Raw genomic sequence first — 17,379 nt, 5'->3', positions numbered from 1 at the left:
GAGAGGCATAATGAAAACGCTGCTGATTATTGACGCTAATCTCGGTCAGGCACGCGCCTATATGGCGAAGACCCTGCTGGGCGCGGCGGCGCGAAAAGCAAAACTGGAAATCATCGATAATCCTAACGACGCTGAAATGGCGATTGTTCTTGGTGATTCCATCCCGAACGATAGCGCGCTGAACGGTAAAAATGTCTGGCTGGGCGATATTTCCCGGGCCGTCGCGCATCCGGAGCTGTTCCTGAGCGAAGCCAAAGGCCATGCGAAACCTTACACTGCGCCGGTAGCTGCTACAGCACCGGTTGCAGCCAGCGGCCCGAAACGCGTGGTTGCGGTTACTGCTTGCCCAACCGGCGTGGCACACACCTTTATGGCGGCTGAAGCCATTGAAACTGAAGCGAAAAAACGCGGTTGGTGGGTGAAAGTTGAAACCCGTGGCTCTGTTGGTGCGGGGAATGCCATCACGCCTGAAGAAGTGGCGGCAGCGGATTTGGTGATTGTGGCGGCAGACATTGAAGTCGATCTGGCAAAATTTGCCGGTAAACCCATGTACCGCACTTCTACCGGACTGGCGCTGAAGAAAACGGCGCAGGAGCTGGATAAAGCGGTTGCTGAAGCGACGCCTTATGAGCCAGCAGGTAAAGCCCAAACGGCAAGCTCTGAAGCTAAGAAAGAGAGTGCAGGCGCGTATCGTCACCTGTTGACGGGCGTTTCTTACATGTTGCCGATGGTGGTTGCTGGCGGTCTGTGTATCGCGCTTTCTTTTGCTTTTGGTATTGAAGCATTTAAAGAGCAAGGGACGCTTGCTGCGGCGCTGATGCAGATTGGCGGCGGTTCAGCTTTTGCGCTGATGGTTCCGGTACTGGCGGGTTATATTGCTTTCTCTATTGCCGATCGTCCGGGGCTTACTCCGGGTCTGATTGGCGGTATGCTGGCGGTCAGCACCGGTTCTGGCTTCATTGGCGGTATTATTGCGGGTTTCCTGGCCGGTTACATTGCGAAGTTAATCAGTACGCAACTGAAACTGCCACAGAGTATGGAGGCGCTAAAACCGATTCTGATCATTCCGCTAGTTTCCAGCCTGGTGGTGGGTCTGGCGATGATCTACCTGATTGGTAAACCGGTTGCTGGCATCCTCGAAGGCCTGACCCACTGGCTGCAAACTATGGGGACTGCGAATGCGGTTCTGCTGGGGGCGATCCTCGGTGGAATGATGTGTACTGACATGGGCGGTCCGGTAAACAAAGCGGCGTACGCGTTTGGTGTGGGTCTGCTGAGTACTCAAACCTATGGCCCGATGGCGGCGATTATGGCGGCAGGTATGGTGCCACCGCTGGCAATGGGGCTGGCTACGATGGTGGCACGTCGCAAATTCGACAAAGCGCAGCAGGAAGGCGGTAAAGCGGCTCTGGTTCTGGGACTGTGCTTTATTTCTGAAGGTGCAATTCCGTTTGCCGCCCGCGATCCGATGCGAGTACTGCCGTGCTGTATCGTTGGTGGGGCGCTGACTGGTGCAATCTCTATGGCGATTGGTGCGAAACTGATGGCACCGCACGGTGGTCTGTTTGTTCTGCTGATCCCTGGCGCAATTACGCCGGTTCTGGGATACCTGGTGGCAATCATTGCCGGTACGCTGGTGGCAGGTTTGGCCTATGCTTTCCTGAAACGTCCGGAAGTGGACGCTGTAGCGAAAACAGCATAATAAAACGTGAACTGCAGGGCAGGAATTTTCTGCCCTGTATCCGTTGATGACCGCAAGATAAGTGAAAAGTGTTTGAAATTAATTCTATGAATTTAAATGGTTTTTACTTCAAATAGAAACCTGAACCTCTCATCAAACAGCAACGTCATTTTCTCAAGGGCAGATTAATTTCTGCCCTTTTTTATTGTTTCAGTTCTGTGCATTACTTCACAATTTCTTCGCTTTTTCTAAAACCGCCAATAATAGAGTTTTGTGAGCCTGCTCAAATCTGCTCATTTTGCCCCTCTGGCAGTAATTTACTTTAAGTAAAACAAGCATACTATGAGCACATGTTTAAATATGAACATATGTTTAAACGGTCTTTGCAGTACCTATATTCTTGTGGATTGACAGGGTTGGTAATTTTTTACCAGAGGACGTGCTATGCGCGAAAAGGAATATGTCGTAATTATAGGTTCGGCTAATATTGATGTCGCCGGATATTCACATGGATCATTAAATTATGCGGATTCAAATCCTGGGAAAATAAAATTTACCCCCGGTGGCGTAGGGCGCAATATTTCACAAAACCTGGCGTTGCTGGGGAAAAAATCCTGGCTACTGAGCGCCGTAGGAAGTGATTTTTATGGTCAATCGCTCCTGACACAAACTAATCAGTCCGGTGTTTATGTCGATAAATGCCTTATTGTGCCAGGGGAAAATACCTCAAGTTATTTATCTCTACTCGATAATACCGGCGAAATGCTGGTTGCTATAAATGATATGAATATTAGCAACTGTATTTCAGCGGAGTTCCTCTCACAGCACCGTGATTTTATTCAAGGGGCAAAGGTCATTGTCGCAGACTGTAATATCAGTGAAGAGGCGCTGATCTGGCTCCTGGATAACGCCGCCGACGCACCTGTATTTGTCGATCCTGTTTCAGCATGGAAATGCGTCAAAGTACGCGAACGGTTAAAGCAGATCCATACACTGAAGCCAAACCGTCTGGAAGCGGAAACCCTGAGCGGTATTGCCCTTTCGGGGCGTGAAGATGTGGCGAAAGTTGCCGCCTGGTTCCATCAAAATGGCCTGAACCGACTGGTTCTGAGCATGGGCGGTGACGGTGTTTATTACAGCGAAATCCGCGGTGAAAGCGGCTGGTCTGCGCCGATTAAAACCAATGTCGTCAATGTTACCGGAGCGGGCGATGCCATGATGGCGGGACTTGCTTCGTGCTGGGTAGACGGGATGCCGTTTGCCGAATCCGTTCGTTTTGCACAGGGATGTTCGTCAATGGCGCTCTCCTGTGAATACACCAATAACCCTGATTTATCGGTTGCCAACGTTATATCGTTAGTGGAGAACGCAGAATGTCTGAATTAAAAATTTCCCCGGAGTTATTACAGATTTCCCCGGAAGTGCAGGATGCTTTAAAAAACAAAAAACCGGTTGTGGCGCTGGAGTCGACCATTATTTCTCACGGTATGCCGTTTCCACAAAATGCCCAGACTGCAATTGAAGTAGAAGAAACTATTCGTCAACAGGGAGCCGTACCAGCCACTATCGCTATTATTGGCGGTGTGATGAAAGTAGGCTTAAGCAAAGAAGAAATTGAATTACTGGGGCGTGAAGGACATAACGTAACCAAAGTTAGCCGTCGCGATTTACCTTTTGTTGTTGCGGCCGGAAAAAATGGCGCTACTACTGTTGCTTCAACCATGATTATTGCGGCGCTTGCCGGAATTAAGGTATTTGCCACCGGCGGTATTGGTGGGGTACATCGTGGCGCGGAACAGACATTCGATATTTCTGCCGATTTACAGGAATTGGCGCATACCAATGTTACCGTGGTTTGTGCCGGAGCGAAATCTATTCTCGATTTAGGTTTAACCACCGAATATTTAGAAACCTTCGGTGTGCCGTTAATTGGTTATCAGACCAAAGCATTACCGGCATTTTTCTGCCGCACCAGTCCGTTTGAGGTCAGCATCCGTCTCGACAGCGCCAGCGAAATTGCCCGTGCGATGGCGGTGAAATGGCAAAGTGGTCTGAACGGTGGCCTGGTGGTGGCGAACCCGATCCCGGAACAGTTTGCGATGCCGGAAGAAAGTATTAACGCTGCAATTGATCAGGCCGTTGCCGAAGCTGAAGAGCAAGGTGTAATCGGTAAAGAGAGTACGCCGTTCCTGCTGGCGCGAGTTGCTGAACTGACCGGCGGCGATAGCCTGAAATCTAACATCCAGTTGGTGTTTAACAATGCCATTCTGGCGAGCGAAATTGCCAAAGAATATCAACGTCTCGTGGGTTAATTTCTGACGGGCAGAAAGCCGTCGCCCGTACTTATCATACATACCGAAACCTGGCGTTGACGCCGGGTTTACTGGCATGAAGGGAAATCATTATGGATATAATGAGAAGTGTTGTGGGGATGGTGGTATTGCTGGCAATCGCGTTTTTGTTGTCAGTGAATAAAAAAAGCATCAGTTTACGCACCGTAGGTGCCGCGCTGCTGCTGCAAATCGCCATTGGCGGCGTTATGCTCTATTTTCCGCCGGGAAAATGGGCGGTAGAGCAGGCGGCGTTAGGCGTACATAAAGTCATGTCCTACAGTGATGCCGGCAGCGCCTTCATTTTTGGCTCGCTGGTGGGGCCGAAAATGGATGTCCTGTTTGATGGCGCAGGCTTTATTTTCGCCTTTCGCGTACTTCCGGCGATTATTTTCGTTACCGCACTCATCAGTTTGCTGTACTACATTGGTGTGATGGGACTGCTGATCCGTATTCTTGGTAGTATCTTTCAGAAAGCCCTTAACATCAGCAAAATCGAATCATTTGTTGCGGTCACCACCATTTTCCTCGGGCAAAATGAGATCCCGGCGATCGTTAAACCGTTTATTGATCGCATGAATCGCAACGAGTTGTTTACCGCAATTTGTAGCGGCATGGCATCTATTGCCGGTTCGATGATGATTGGTTATGCCGGAATGGGCGTGCCGATTGACTATCTGTTAGCAGCATCGCTGATGGCTATCCCTGGCGGGATCTTGTTTGCGCGTATTCTTAGCCCGGCGACGGAATCTTCGCAGGTGACATTTGAAAACCTGTCATTCAGCGAGACGCCGCCAAAAAGCTTTATCGAAGCGGCGGCGAATGGTGCGATGACCGGGTTGAAAATCGCCGCAGGTGTGGCGACGGTAGTAATGGCATTTGTCGCAATTATTGCGCTGATCAATGGCATTATCGGCGGTATTGGCGGCTGGTTTGGTTTTGCCAATGCCTCTCTGGAAAGTATTTTTGGCTATGTGCTGGCACCGCTGGCGTGGATCATGGGGGTTGACTGGAGTGATGCCAACCTTGCGGGGAGTTTGATTGGGCAGAAACTGGCGATTAATGAATTTGTCGCTTACCTGAGTTTCTCGCCCTATCTGCAAACGGGCGGCACGCTGGACGTGAAGACCGTGGCGATTATCTCCTTTGCGCTTTGTGGTTTTGCTAACTTCGGCTCTATCGGTGTTGTCGTTGGGGCGTTCTCGGCTATTTCGCCAAAACGTGCGCCCGAAATCGCTCAGCTTGGTTTACGGGCGCTGGCAGCCGCGACGCTCTCCAACCTGATGAGTGCGACAATTGCCGGGTTCTTTATTGGTCTGGCGTAATGCTCGATTCGTAGGCCGGATAATACGCATCAAGCGTCGCATCCGGCAATCGCGCAGCATTCAAATAATTTTTACTGCATCATCCCGGAGAGTTTATTCTCCGGGTCCATCTCCCGCGCCAGCTCTAACAACTGCTTTCTGTTTTTAATTAAATATCCTTTCTTATTTTTAATTAATAAACCATCGTGAATGAATTGTGCGAGAACATATAACAGGTGTCGATAAGAAACACCCAGATACTCTGCCGCCTGGGTATGCTTTTCGTGATAAAGATCACCTTCCTGCGAGAGTAATATAAATGCGGCCAGGCGATTCACTAACGGAAATGATTGATTCTGCGTTAAAGAAACAATATTACGATAATTTTTATGGCTTAAGCTGACGCAGAGTTTTCGTAAAAATAGTGTGTCGTTTAATAACAGCGGACGGTAATTTTTCATGGGAAGCGCAATACACCAACACTCTTCAATAGCCTGCACCGCGCGCGGTTTATGGTCTTTATCGATTAACTCAATCTCGCCAATAAAACAGGGTGCGGCAAAGAAATCGATCAGCGACACCCGACCATTAGCAAGCGTGGCGTAGAGTCTGGCGCGGCCTCGCGTCAGGTAAAACAGCCATGACGGCTGTTGTCCTTCCTGCACAATGTAGTCACGCGCTAAAAAATGAAACAGCCGAGTGTCCACTGAAACATCCGTTGCAAAGCACACCTTAAATGCGGATTCGTCAATTAATTGCTGCTTAAGATCATTATTGTGGATTTCTTTCACGATGTTTACCCGCTATGAGATTTCTCATATTTAGCATACGTACGCTGTTGTTAAGATTCAATTATCGGCCCGATTGAATTTTCTTTGCTGTAGAAAAAATAACGCAACTTGAAACAGAGGGAATAAACAATGGAAAAAAGAAAAATTATCCTGGATTGTGATCCGGGTCATGATGACGCTATTGCAATAATGATGGCAGCGAAACATCCGGCGATTGATTTATTAGGTATTACCATTGTGGCCGGTAATCAAACCCTCAATAAGACATTAATTAATGGTCTGAATGTTTGTCAGAAACTGGAGATTAATGTTCCGGTTTATGCGGGGATGCCGCAGCCGATTATGCGCAAACAAATCGTTGCCGATAATATTCACGGTGAAACCGGACTGGATGGCCCGGTATTCGAGCCGCTGACCCGTAAAGCTGAAAGCACCCATGCGGTGAAATACATCATCGATACCCTGATGGCAAGCGATGGCGATATCACTCTGGTGCCGGTTGGTCCACTTTCAAACATCGCGGTGGCAATGCGGATGCAGCCTGCAATTCTGTCGAAAATCCGTGAAATTGTGCTAATGGGCGGCGCTTACGGTACAGGTAACTTTACGCCGTCTGCCGAGTTCAACATCTTTGCTGATCCGGAAGCCGCACGCGTAGTGTTCACCTCCGGCGTTCCGTTGGTGATGATGGGCCTCGATCTCACTAACCAGACTGTTTGCACCCCGGATGTGATTGCGCGGATGGAAAGGGCAGGTGGCCCTGCCGGTGAACTGTTCAGTGACATCATGAATTTCACCCTCAAAACTCAGTTCGAAAATTATGGTCTGGCTGGTGGCCCGGTGCATGACGCCACCTGCATTGGCTATCTGATTAACCCTGATGGCATTAAAACCCAGGAAATGTATGTCGAAGTAGACGTCAACAGCGGCCCTTGTTACGGGCGTACCGTCTGCGACGAACTGGGTGTTCTCGGCAAGCCCGCTAATACCAAAGTCGGCATCACAATTGATACCGACTGGTTCTGGGGATTAGTCGAAGAATGCGTTCGCGGCTACATCAAAACCCATTAAGTGTTGATAGCAAGTCGGGCCTGTATCGCAAGGTGCAAGCCCGGCTATTTATAATGGGCAGAAAGCCGTCGCCCAAAATGACATGAAGAGATAATAACTATGGATGTCATGAGAAGTGTTCTGGGAATGGTGGTATTGCTGACGATTGCGTTTTTGCTGTCGGTGAATAAGAAGAAGATCAGCCTGAGAACCGTCGGCGCGGCGCTGGTATTACAGGTCGTGATTGGCGGTATTATGCTTTGGCTTCCGCCTGGACGTTGGGTTGCAGAAAAGGTCGCTTTTGGTGTCCATAAAGTGATGGCGTACAGCGATGCGGGTAGTGCCTTCATCTTCGGTTCTCTGGTTGGGCCGAAAATGGACACCCTGTTTGATGGCGCAGGATTTATCTTTGGTTTCAGGGTATTACCGGCAATTATCTTCGTTACTGCACTGGTGAGTATTCTTTACTACATTGGCGTGATGGGGATCTTAATTCGTATTCTTGGCGGTATATTCCAGAAAGCTTTACATATCAGCAAGATTGAGTCATTTGTTGCTGTCACCACCATTTTCCTCGGGCAAAACGAAATTCCGGCGATCGTGAAGCCATTTATTGATCGTCTGAATCGCAATGAATTATTTACGGCGATTTGTAGTGGCATGGCCTCAATTGCCGGTTCGACGATGATTGGGTACGCTGCACTGGGCGTGCCAGTGGAATATCTGCTGGCGGCATCGTTAATGGCGATCCCCGGCGGGATCTTGTTTGCTCGCTTGTTAAGCCCGGCTACGGAATCTTCGCAAGTTTCCTTTAATAACCTCTCTTTCACCGAAACACCGCCAAAAAGCATTATTGAAGCCGCTGCTACAGGGGCAATGACCGGGCTGAAAATCGCCGCAGGTGTAGCGACTGTGGTGATGGCATTTGTCGCCATCATTGCGTTGATTAACGGTATTATCGGCGGTGTTAGCGGTTGGTTTGGTTTTGAAAATGCCTCGCTGGAGTCCATTTTAGGTTACCTGCTGGCTCCGCTGGCGTGGGTGATGGGGGTTGACTGGAGTGATGCCAACCTTGCGGGAAGTTTGATTGGGCAGAAACTGGCGATTAACGAATTTGTCGCTTACCTGAGTTTCTCACCGTATTTGCAAACCGCAGGCACTCTGGATGCTAAAACCGTAGCGATTATTTCTTTTGCGCTGTGCGGTTTCGCTAACTTTGGTTCTATCGGCGTGGTGGTTGGGGCATTTTCTGCGGTTGCGCCGCACCGTGCGCCGGAAATCGCCCAACTTGGTTTACGGGCGCTGGCGGCGGCGACGCTCTCCAACCTGATGAGTGCGACCATTGCCGGGTTCTTTATTGGTTTAGCTTGAGTGTCATTGCCTGATGCGCAAGCTTATCAGGCCTACATTTACTTGCTGAAATTGCCTGATTTGTAGGCCGGATAAGACGCGTCAAGCGTCGCATCCGGCAACATTGTTACACCATTGGCACCAATGAAAGCGCGTTATCGGCAGACAGAGTAGGGTTGTTTATGTTGCCGCTGGCGCGCGAAATTGCCGCGCAGGCCATCGCAAAACGGGCGCTATTGCGAAAACTGCTTCCTTCCAGAAAGCTATACACCAGTCCCGCCATAAAACCATCGTCGGCGCCAAAACTGTCTACCGTCGTATGTTTTGGTGCAGTCAGTAAAAATTGCTCGCCATCCTTTTCGCTGCAATAAACTGACTCATCGGGCAAATAAACAAACAGTTTCTGAACACCTTGCTGATGCAACGCATTCACTGCGGCATTACGGTCAGCATCGCTGGTGATCGCCTGTCCCCATAAAATTTCCAGTTCCTGCAAAGTCGGTTTCAGGGTGTGAATATGTGCCAGCCAGTGTTTGATTTTTCCTGCTTTAAATTCCGAAACGGTATCGACAAACACCGGAATTTCATCGGCAAGGGTAAAGACCCACTCCAGCGCCTCAGCAGTCAGGTTACAATCAGCCAGCACCACGCCCGCATGGCGAAGTAAATCACGCGACCCGTTCAGTAATTGCGGCGTCAATTGCTCCAGAAGATGGGTATCGTTTATCGCCAGCACGGTTTCATCGTCTTGATTGGCAATCGCGAGATACGTTGACGTACTTTGACCGTGTAAACGAACGCAGCCTGAGACATTCACTCCGGCACGGCGCGTCTCTTCTAAGAGCATTTCGCCATAAAAGTCATCGCCAATCACCGAGAGTAAATGCACGTCACGGCCCAGTAGTGCCAGATTGTGGGCGATATTGCGCCCGACGCCGCCAGCCGAGCAATGAATTGTACCGGGATTAGAGGCCGCTTGCGGATAACGGATATCCGCCATCCCGCGAATATCCATATTGATTGTCCCCACCACCACACAGTATTCCTGCTCGGTGAGAATGTAACCTTTGCCTTTAATCAGGCCTTTGCGCATTAAATCCATAATATGCGCCGCTACGCGCGAACGGCTGATTTGCAGCATATCAGCAATTTCATTCTGCTGGATCAGCGGGTTACGCCGCAAAATTGCAAGGATCTCCTTCTCCCGGTTATTCATTTTCAGGCTACCGCTTTTTCAGTTTGTTGCGCTTTCAGCCAGGCGATTTCTTCCGCCCAGATATCCGGGTTAATGGTTTCGAGGATCAGCGGAATACCGTCGAAGCGATCATCCTGCATGATCCAGCGGAAAGCATCATGGCCAATATTACCTTCACCAAGACTGTGATGGCGGTCAACGCGGCTGCCAAAGGCGCTTTTCGCATCGTTGAGGTGCATCCCGCGCAGATACTTAAAGCCGACAATACGGGCAAAATCTGCGAACGTTTTCTCGCATTCGGCAGGGGTACGCAAATCATATCCGGCAGCAAAAGCATGGCAGGTATCAATGCAAACGCCGACGCGGGATTTATCTTCCACGCCGTCGATAATCGCCGCGAGATGTTCGAACTTAAATCCTAAGTTGCTGCCCTGACCGGCAGTATTTTCAATCACCGCCGTCACACCTTGTGTTTTATCCAGCGCAATGTTGATGGATTCGGCAATGCGCGCCAGGCAATCCTCTTCTGAAATTTGCATCAGGTGACTACCGGGGTGGAAGTTGAGCAAAGAGAGACCCAGTTGTTCGCAACGCTGCATTTCATCTATAAACGCATCGCGCGACTTTTCCAGGGCTTCTGCGACCGGATGGCCAAGGTTAATCAGATAACTGTCGTGGGGAAGAATTTGCGCCGACGTGTAGTGATACTTTTCGCAGGCGGCTTTGAATTCATCGATGGTTTGCGTCGTGAGCGGTGCAGCACGCCACTGACGTTGATTTTTGGTGAACAAGGCAAACGCGGTTGCGTCGATTTCGGCGGCGCGAATTGCGGCATTTGCCAGACCGCCAGCAGCACTAACGTGCGCTCCAATGTATTTCATGCGAGGACTCCTGTTAAACCCGCTGGAGGAAAACGGTAATCATAGCGGGTTAACAGGAGCAAGATGTAGTGGTTTATGCGATGACGCTTTGAATCACATAGTTAATTGCACCACCACCAACAATCAACCAGGCAAACAGTACCAGTGCCATCAGCAGAGGTTTCGCCCCAGCTTTTTTCAGCGCGCTGACGTGAGTGGTCAGACCCAGCGCCGCCATCGCCATTGCCAGCAGGAAGGTATCCAGCGTTACCAGCATGTTCACCACGCTCTGCGGTAACAGGTGGAACGAGTTAAAGATGGCAACTACGATGAACAAGATGGCAAACCACGGAATGGTGATTTTGCTTTTCTCGCCGCTGTTCGCCCCAGATAGCTGTTTAACACGTGCAGCCAGCAGAATAAGGAACGGAGCCAGCATCATCACGCGCAGCATTTTGGAAATAACTGCTGCGTTTTCTGCATCCGGGCTGATGGCATGACCTGCCGCCACCACCTGCGCCACTTCGTGCACAGTAGAACCAATGTAGATACCGAAAGTTTCCGGGCTAAACCATTGAGACATCAGCGGATATATCGCCGGGTAGAGGAAAATCGCGACGATCCCGAAGATAACAACGGTTGCAACAGCCACGGTTACTTTACTGGCTTCCGCTTTCACTACCGGCTCAGTTGCCAGTACCGCAGCGGCACCACAAATACTGCTACCGGCACCAATCAACCAACTGGTGTGCTTATCCAGGCCAAACACTTTCTGCCCCAGGAAGCAAGCCAGCAGGAAGGTACTGGACAGCGTCAGCACGTCAATGATGATCCCACTGATACCGACATCGGCAATTTGCGAGAACGTCAGACGGAAGCCATAAAGAATGATACCCAGACGTAATAAATATTGCTTGGCAAACAGCACGCCACCGTCACAGCTTTTCCAGATGTGCGGATAGATGGTGTTGCCTAAAACCATCCCCAACAAGATTGCGAGGGTGAGGGCACTAAACCCGGCACCCGCAACGGCGGGAATGGAACCACCCCACAGGGCGACCCCGGTGATAACTGCACTCAGGGCTAACCCCGGAATAAAATGCCACAGTGTACGATGTTGTTTCTGTAAGGTGATATTCGTCATAACCCTCTCCTTTAACCGGGCATAAGGTTACGACCAACTGGTTTAAAAATAAAATTGATTATATATTTATAATTAATCTTTATAAGTGGTAAGCGACTATGCACATCACCCTCCGACAGTTGGAAGTTTTTGCAGAAGTATTGAAAAGTGGATCCACCACCCAGGCGTCGGTGATGCTGGCGTTGTCGCAATCAGCAGTGAGCGCAGCCTTGACCGACCTGGAAGGGCAGCTTGGCGTGCAACTGTTTGATCGCGTGGGGAAAAGACTGGTTGTTAATGAACACGGACGGCTGCTTTATCCGCGCGCGCTGGCGCTGCTGGAACAGGCTGTTGAAATTGAACAACTGTTTCGCGAAGACAACGGCGCGATTCGTGTCTATGCCAGTAGCACCATCGGCAATTACATTTTACCCGCTGTTATCGCCCGTTATCGCCATGATTACCCGCAGTTGCCGATTGAACTTAGCGTTGGTAACAGCCAGGACGTGATGCAGGCGGTGCTGGATTTCCGCGTTGATATTGGCTTTATTGAAGGGCCGTGCCACAGCACTGAAATCATTTCTGAACCTTGGCTGGAAGACGAACTGGTGGTTTTCGCCTCGCCAACCTCGCCGCTTGCTCATGGTCCGGTCACCTTAGAACAGCTTGCTGCCGCACCGTGGATCCTGCGTGAACGCGGTTCTGGTACGCGGGAGATTGTCGACTATCTGTTACTGTCGCATCTGCCGAAGTTTGAGATGGCGATGGAGTTGGGAAACTCCGAGGCCATCAAACATGCTGTGCGTCACGGACTGGGGATTAGCTGCCTGTCGCGACGGGTGATTGAAGAGCAATTACAGGCTGGCTCTTTACGTGAAGTTGCTGTCCCGCTGCCGCGCCTGATGCGCACGCTGTGGCGTATTCATCATCGGCAAAAACACCTTTCCAACGCGTTAATGCGCTTTCTGGACTACTGCAATCCTGCCAATTTACCGCGTTAAGTTGCTGTACAGGAACATGCTGGCGCTGTGTCGATTTCGTGACGCAGCGCCAGCGTCAGGCATTCGCCAGAAAAGAGATTGGCTGCTTTACTTATAATTCCTGGGCGATCATGAAGGTCTCTTATAAAAGCGCATTTCTATCGGAAGGATTGCAAATCGTCTGCTACAATCGCGCCTCATTTTTAATGATGGATAGCATTTTCGTATGGTTTCCGAAACTAAAACCACAGAAGCGCCGGGCTTACGCCGTGAATTAAAGGCGCGTCACCTGACGATGATTGCCATTGGTGGCTCCATCGGTACGGGTCTTTTTGTTGCCTCTGGTGCAACGATTTCTCAGGCAGGTCCGGGCGGGGCGCTGCTCTCGTATATTTTGATTGGCCTGATGGTCTACTTCCTGATGACCAGTCTTGGCGAACTGGCGGCGTATATGCCAGTTTCTGGTTCGTTTGCGACTTACGGTCAGAACTATGTAGAAGAGGGCTTTGGCTTCGCGCTGGGCTGGAACTACTGGTACAACTGGGCGGTAACTATCGCTGTTGATCTGGTGGCCGCGCAGTTGGTAATGAGCTGGTGGTTCCCGGATGTCCCTGGTTGGATCTGGAGTGCGCTGTTCCTCGGCGTTATCTTCCTGCTGAATTACATTTCGGTCAGAGGCTTTGGTGAAGCGGAGTACTGGTTCTCACTGATCAAAGTTACGACCGTGATTATCTTTATCGCCGTTGGCGTGATGATGATTTTCGGTATCTTCAAAGGTGCACAGCCTGCTGGCTGGAGTAACTGGACGATAGGCGAGGCACCGTTTGCCGGTGGTTTTGCGGCGATGATCGGTGTGGCGATGATTGTCGGCTTCTCCTTCCAGGGAACCGAACTGATTGGTATTGCGGCGGGTGAATCTGAAGAGCCGGGGAAAAATATTCCGCGTGCGGTACGTCAGGTGTTCTGGCGAATTCTGCTGTTCTATGTATTCGCGATCCTGATCATCAGCTTGATCATTCCGTACACCGATCCAAGTCTGTTACGCAATGATGTGAAAGACATCAGCGTCAGCCCGTTCACGCTGGTGTTCCAGCACGCAGGACTGCTTTCTGCGGCGGCGGTGATGAACGCGGTTATTCTGACAGCAGTACTGTCAGCGGGTAACTCCGGTATGTACGCGTCTACCCGTATGCTGTACACCCTGGCGTGCGATGGCAAAGCGCCGCGTATTTTCTCTAAACTGTCGCGCGGCGGTGTACCACGTAATGCGCTATATGCCACGACGGTGATTGCCGGTCTGTGCTTCCTGACCTCCATGTTTGGTAACCAGACGGTGTATCTGTGGCTGCTGAATACCTCCGGGATGACCGGCTTTATCGCCTGGCTGGGGATTGCTATCAGTCACTATCGTTTCCGTCGCGGCTATGTATTGCAGGGACACGATATTAACGACCTGCCGTATCGTTCGGGCTTCTTCCCGCTGGGACCGATCTTCGCCTTTGTGCTGTGCCTGATTATCACTCTGGGCCAGAACTACGAAGCGTTCCTGAAAGATACCATCGACTGGGGCGGCGTAGCGGCAACGTATATCGGTATCCCGCTATTCCTGGCCATCTGGTTTGGTTACAAGTTGATTAAAGGAACTCACTTCGTGCGTTACAGCGAAATGAAGTTCCCACAGAACGACAATAAATAAGCGTTATCTCTTCCTTATTAAGCCCTCTCACCTGAGAGGGCTTTTTCAATTCTATTTCCCATATAAATCATACGTATATAAAATTTAACAATTGAATTGATAATTGTTATCGTTTGCATTATTGTTACGCGAAATGAAAAAGGCTGACAAATCAGAGGCTGTTCAGGCGCTCTGGGATGATCACCTGCATACAAAAAAAGTCCACTGCGATGCTGCCGTGCGCAAGAGGACGTGAAGAAGATGTGAGCGATAACCCATTTTATTTTCGTAGTTACCTCATGGAGATATGGAATGTTTAGGTTGAACCCCTTCGTACGGGTCGGGCTGTGTTTGTCCGCGATTTCTTGTGCATGGCCTGTGTTAGCGGTTGATGATGATGGCGAAACGATGGTTGTCACCGCCTCTTCCGTTGAACAAAACCTCAAAGACGCACCTGCCAGTATCAGCGTCATTACCCAGGAAGACTTGCAGCGTAAACCGGTACAGAACCTGAAAGATGTCCTCAAAGAAGTGCCAGGCGTACAACTGACTAACGAAGGGGACAATCGCAAGGGCGTCAGCATTCGTGGTCTGGACAGCAGCTATACCCTGATTCTTGTCGATGGTAAACGCGTGAACTCCCGCAATGCTGTCTTCCGTCATAATGACTTCGATCTGAATTGGATCCCGGTTGATTCCATCGAACGTATTGAAGTGGTACGTGGCCCGATGTCCTCGTTATATGGTTCTGATGCGCTCGGCGGGGTGGTCAACATTATCACCAAAAAAATTGGCCAGAAATGGTCAGGAACCGTTACGGTCGATACCACCATTCAGGAGCATCGCGATCGCGGCGACACCTACAACGGTCAGTTTTTTACCAGTGGGCCACTAATTGACGGCGTGCTGGGAATGAAAGCCTACGGCAGCCTGGCGAAACGTGAAAAGGATGACCCGCAGAACTCAACCACCACCGATAGCGGAGAAACGCCGCGCATTGAAGGATTCTCCAGCCGCGATGGCAATGTCGAATTTGCCTGGACGCCGAATCAAAATCACGATTTTACCGCTGGTTACGGTTTCGACCGTCAGGATCGTGATTCCGACTCGCTGGACAAAAACCGCCTGGAACGCCAGAACTACTCTGTCAGCCATAATGGTCGCTGGGATTATGGCACCAGTGAGCTGAAATACTATGGCGAGAAAGTCGAAAACAAAAACCCTGGTAACAGCAGCCCGATTACCTCAGAAAGTAATACTGTTGATGGCAAATACACGTTACCGCTGACGGTGATTAATCAGTTTGTCACGGTCGGCGGTGAATGGCGTCACGACAAACTTAGCGATGCGGTAAACCTGACCGGCGGCACCAGCACCAAAACATCTGCCAGCCAGTATGCACTGTTTGTGGAAGACGAATGGCGGATCTTCGAGCCGCTGGCGCTGACGACCGGCGTGCGTATGGACGATCACGAAACCTACGGCGATCACTGGAGCCCGCGTGCCTATCTGGTCTATAACGCCACCGATACCGTAACGGTGAAAGGCGGCTGGGCGACGGCTTTTAAAGCACCTTCTTTACTGCAACTTAGCCCTGACTGGACGACTAATTCCTGCCGTGGCGCATGTAAGATTGTTGGTAGCCCGGATCTGAAGCCAGAAACCAGCGAAAGTTGGGAGCTGGGGCTTTACTACATGGGGGAAGAAGGCTGGCTGGAAGGCGTTGAATCCAGCGTGACTGTTTTCCGTAACGATGTGAAAGATCGCATCAGTATCAGCCGCACGTCCGACGTCAACGCTGCACCGGGCTACCAGAACTTTGTAGGTTTTGAAACCGGGGCTAATGGTCGACGTGTACCGGTATTCAGCTACTACAACGTTAACAAAGCGCGCATTCAGGGCGTGGAAACCGAGTTGAAAATCCCGTTCAGTGACGAATGGAAACTGTCACTCAACTACACCTATAACGATGGTCGTGATGTCAGCAATGGTGAAAACAAACCGCTTTCCGATCTGCCGTTCCATACCGCCAACGGTACGCTGGACTGGAAACCACTGGTGCTGGAAGACTGGTCATTCTATGTTTCTGCTCATTATACCGGGCAGAAACGTGCCGATAGCGATACGGCTAAAACGCCGGGTGGCTATACGATCTGGAATACCGGTGCGGCATGGCAGGTGACCAAAGACGTCAAACTGCGCGCGGGCGTGCTGAACCTGACAGATAAAGATCTCAGCCGTGATGACTACAGCTATAACGAAGACGGACGTCGTTACTTTATGGCGGTGGATTATCGCTTCTGATGAGAAGATGCCCGGCGAACCGGGCGGACTGTCACTTCAGTAAATACTGCGCATGGAAGCGCAGATGATCCTCTATAAAAGAAGCAATGAAGTAATAGCTGTGATCATAACCCGGCTGAATACGCAGCGTCATCGGCCACGCTTTCTGGCGCGCGGCTTCTGCCAACACGGCGGGTTGTAACTGGTCGGCAAGAAACTGATCGTTATCACCCTGATCAATCAGCGTCGGGATCGCATCCTGCGCATTGCTGGCGTACATCAGCGCACAACTGTCCCATGCCACCCAGTCATTTTTATCCTCACCCAGATAGGTGCTAAATGCTTTGATTCCCCACGGAACGCTGCACGGATTCACAATCGGCGCAAAGGCGGAAACGCTGGTATATTTGCCCGGATTTTTCAGCGCCATAATCAGAGCACCATGACCTCCCATCGAATGGCCGCTGATGGCGCAGCGATTGCTGACGTTAAATTGCGACTGAATCAGTGCTGGTAATTCATCACGCAGATAATCATACATCCGGTAATGTGCCGCCCACGGCGGTTGCGTGGCGTTAAGATAAAACCCGGCACCCTGGCCTAAATCATAGCCGTCGTCATTGGCAACATGTTCGCCACGCGGGCTGGTGTCTGGCATTACCAGTACAATCCCCAGTTCTGCCGCCATGCGCTGGGCACCTGCTTTGGTGGCGAAGTTTTCATCATTACAGGTTAAGCCTGAAAGCCAGTACAGCAC

At 50.6% G+C, this 17,379-nt stretch carries 14 protein-coding genes; 9 read left to right on the top strand and 5 right to left on the bottom strand.

Annotation, left to right across the window (positions count from 1 at the left end):
• The first annotated feature begins 10 nt into the window (after positions 1-10).
• The 4 genes from fruA to A9587_RS00065 all read left to right on the top strand — a co-directional run bounded on the left by fruA (position 11) and on the right by A9587_RS00065 (position 5,336).
• On the top strand, positions 11-1,702 hold the full coding sequence (fruA, locus tag A9587_RS00080; RefSeq protein ID WP_001516718.1) for a PTS fructose transporter subunit IIBC: 1,692 nt from the start codon (positions 11-13) through the stop codon (positions 1,700-1,702).
• 423 nt (positions 1,703-2,125) lie between these two features.
• Positions 2,126-3,067 (top strand): pseudouridine kinase, encoded by a 942-nt coding sequence (locus tag A9587_RS00075; RefSeq protein WP_061090409.1) that lies wholly within the window; start codon positions 2,126-2,128, stop codon positions 3,065-3,067.
• Positions 3,055-3,993 (top strand): pseudouridine-5'-phosphate glycosidase, encoded by a 939-nt coding sequence (gene psuG / locus A9587_RS00070; RefSeq protein WP_001516716.1) that lies wholly within the window; start codon positions 3,055-3,057, stop codon positions 3,991-3,993. Before A9587_RS00075 ends, psuG begins: the two co-directional genes overlap by 13 nt.
• Before the next feature lie 92 nt (positions 3,994-4,085).
• Complete coding sequence (locus A9587_RS00065) at positions 4,086-5,336, top strand: NupC/NupG family nucleoside CNT transporter (protein WP_016248968.1); 1,251 nt, start codon at positions 4,086-4,088, stop codon at positions 5,334-5,336.
• 71 nt (positions 5,337-5,407) lie between these two features.
• On the opposite strand, the gene A9587_RS00060 is transcribed toward A9587_RS00065, so the two are convergent.
• Positions 5,408-6,106, bottom strand: a complete 699-nt coding sequence (locus tag A9587_RS00060) for a transcriptional regulator YeiL (protein WP_001516714.1) — start codon at positions 6,104-6,106, stop codon at positions 5,408-5,410.
• Positions 6,107-6,235: 129 nt separating this feature from the next.
• Here A9587_RS00060 and rihB point away from each other — a divergent pair, with 129 nt between their 5' ends.
• Together rihB and A9587_RS00050 are read left to right on the top strand one after the other, a co-directional pair.
• Positions 6,236-7,177, top strand: coding sequence for a ribosylpyrimidine nucleosidase (gene rihB, locus A9587_RS00055; RefSeq protein WP_001516713.1), 942 nt, complete (start codon positions 6,236-6,238; stop codon positions 7,175-7,177).
• Between the two features lie 99 nt (positions 7,178-7,276).
• Positions 7,277-8,527, top strand: coding sequence for a NupC/NupG family nucleoside CNT transporter (locus tag A9587_RS00050; RefSeq protein ID WP_001516712.1), 1,251 nt, complete (start codon positions 7,277-7,279; stop codon positions 8,525-8,527).
• A gap of 106 nt (positions 8,528-8,633) precedes the next feature.
• On the opposite strand, the gene A9587_RS00045 is transcribed toward A9587_RS00050, so the two are convergent.
• The 3 genes from A9587_RS00045 to A9587_RS00035 form a co-directional block, all read right to left on the bottom strand.
• Positions 8,634-9,722 carry a sugar kinase gene (locus A9587_RS00045; protein WP_105263640.1) on the bottom strand — a complete coding sequence of 363 codons (1,089 nt, stop codon included), beginning with the start codon at positions 9,720-9,722 and terminating at the stop codon, positions 8,634-8,636.
• Positions 9,723-9,724: 2 nt separating this feature from the next.
• The gene (gene nfo / locus A9587_RS00040; protein ID WP_059271203.1) at positions 9,725-10,582 is read right to left on the bottom strand and encodes a deoxyribonuclease IV; all 858 of its coding nucleotides are present in this window, start codon (positions 10,580-10,582) and stop codon (positions 9,725-9,727) included.
• Between the two features lie 73 nt (positions 10,583-10,655).
• Positions 10,656-11,705, bottom strand: coding sequence for a YeiH family protein (locus tag A9587_RS00035; RefSeq protein ID WP_105281893.1), 1,050 nt, complete (start codon positions 11,703-11,705; stop codon positions 10,656-10,658).
• A gap of 98 nt (positions 11,706-11,803) precedes the next feature.
• Between A9587_RS00035 and yieE the strand changes: the two genes are divergently transcribed.
• The 3 genes from yieE to cirA all read left to right on the top strand — a co-directional run bounded on the left by yieE (position 11,804) and on the right by cirA (position 16,643).
• Positions 11,804-12,685, top strand: a complete 882-nt coding sequence (yieE, locus tag A9587_RS00030) for a DNA-binding transcriptional regulator YeiE (protein WP_000548304.1) — start codon at positions 11,804-11,806, stop codon at positions 12,683-12,685.
• Between the two features lie 205 nt (positions 12,686-12,890).
• A complete protein-coding gene (gene lysP, locus A9587_RS00020; RefSeq protein ID WP_000253267.1) occupies positions 12,891-14,360 on the top strand; it encodes a lysine-specific permease in 1,470 nt (489 codons plus the stop codon).
• Positions 14,361-14,651: 291 nt separating this feature from the next.
• Positions 14,652-16,643, top strand: a complete 1,992-nt coding sequence (gene cirA / locus A9587_RS00010) for a catecholate siderophore receptor CirA (protein ID WP_105263641.1) — start codon at positions 14,652-14,654, stop codon at positions 16,641-16,643.
• Positions 16,644-16,674: 31 nt separating this feature from the next.
• Here cirA and fghA read toward each other — a convergent pair.
• Positions 16,675-17,379: S-formylglutathione hydrolase (gene fghA / locus A9587_RS00005; protein ID WP_098756130.1), on the bottom strand; the 705-nt coding region annotated here is incomplete at its 5' end.

The sequence above is a fragment of the Escherichia sp. MOD1-EC6162 genome, from assembly GCF_002965125.1.
Lineage (GTDB): Bacteria > Pseudomonadota > Gammaproteobacteria > Enterobacterales > Enterobacteriaceae > Escherichia > Escherichia marmotae.
The sequence above is the reverse complement of the archived record's forward strand: the minus strand, read 5'-3'. Positions and strand labels throughout refer to the sequence as shown.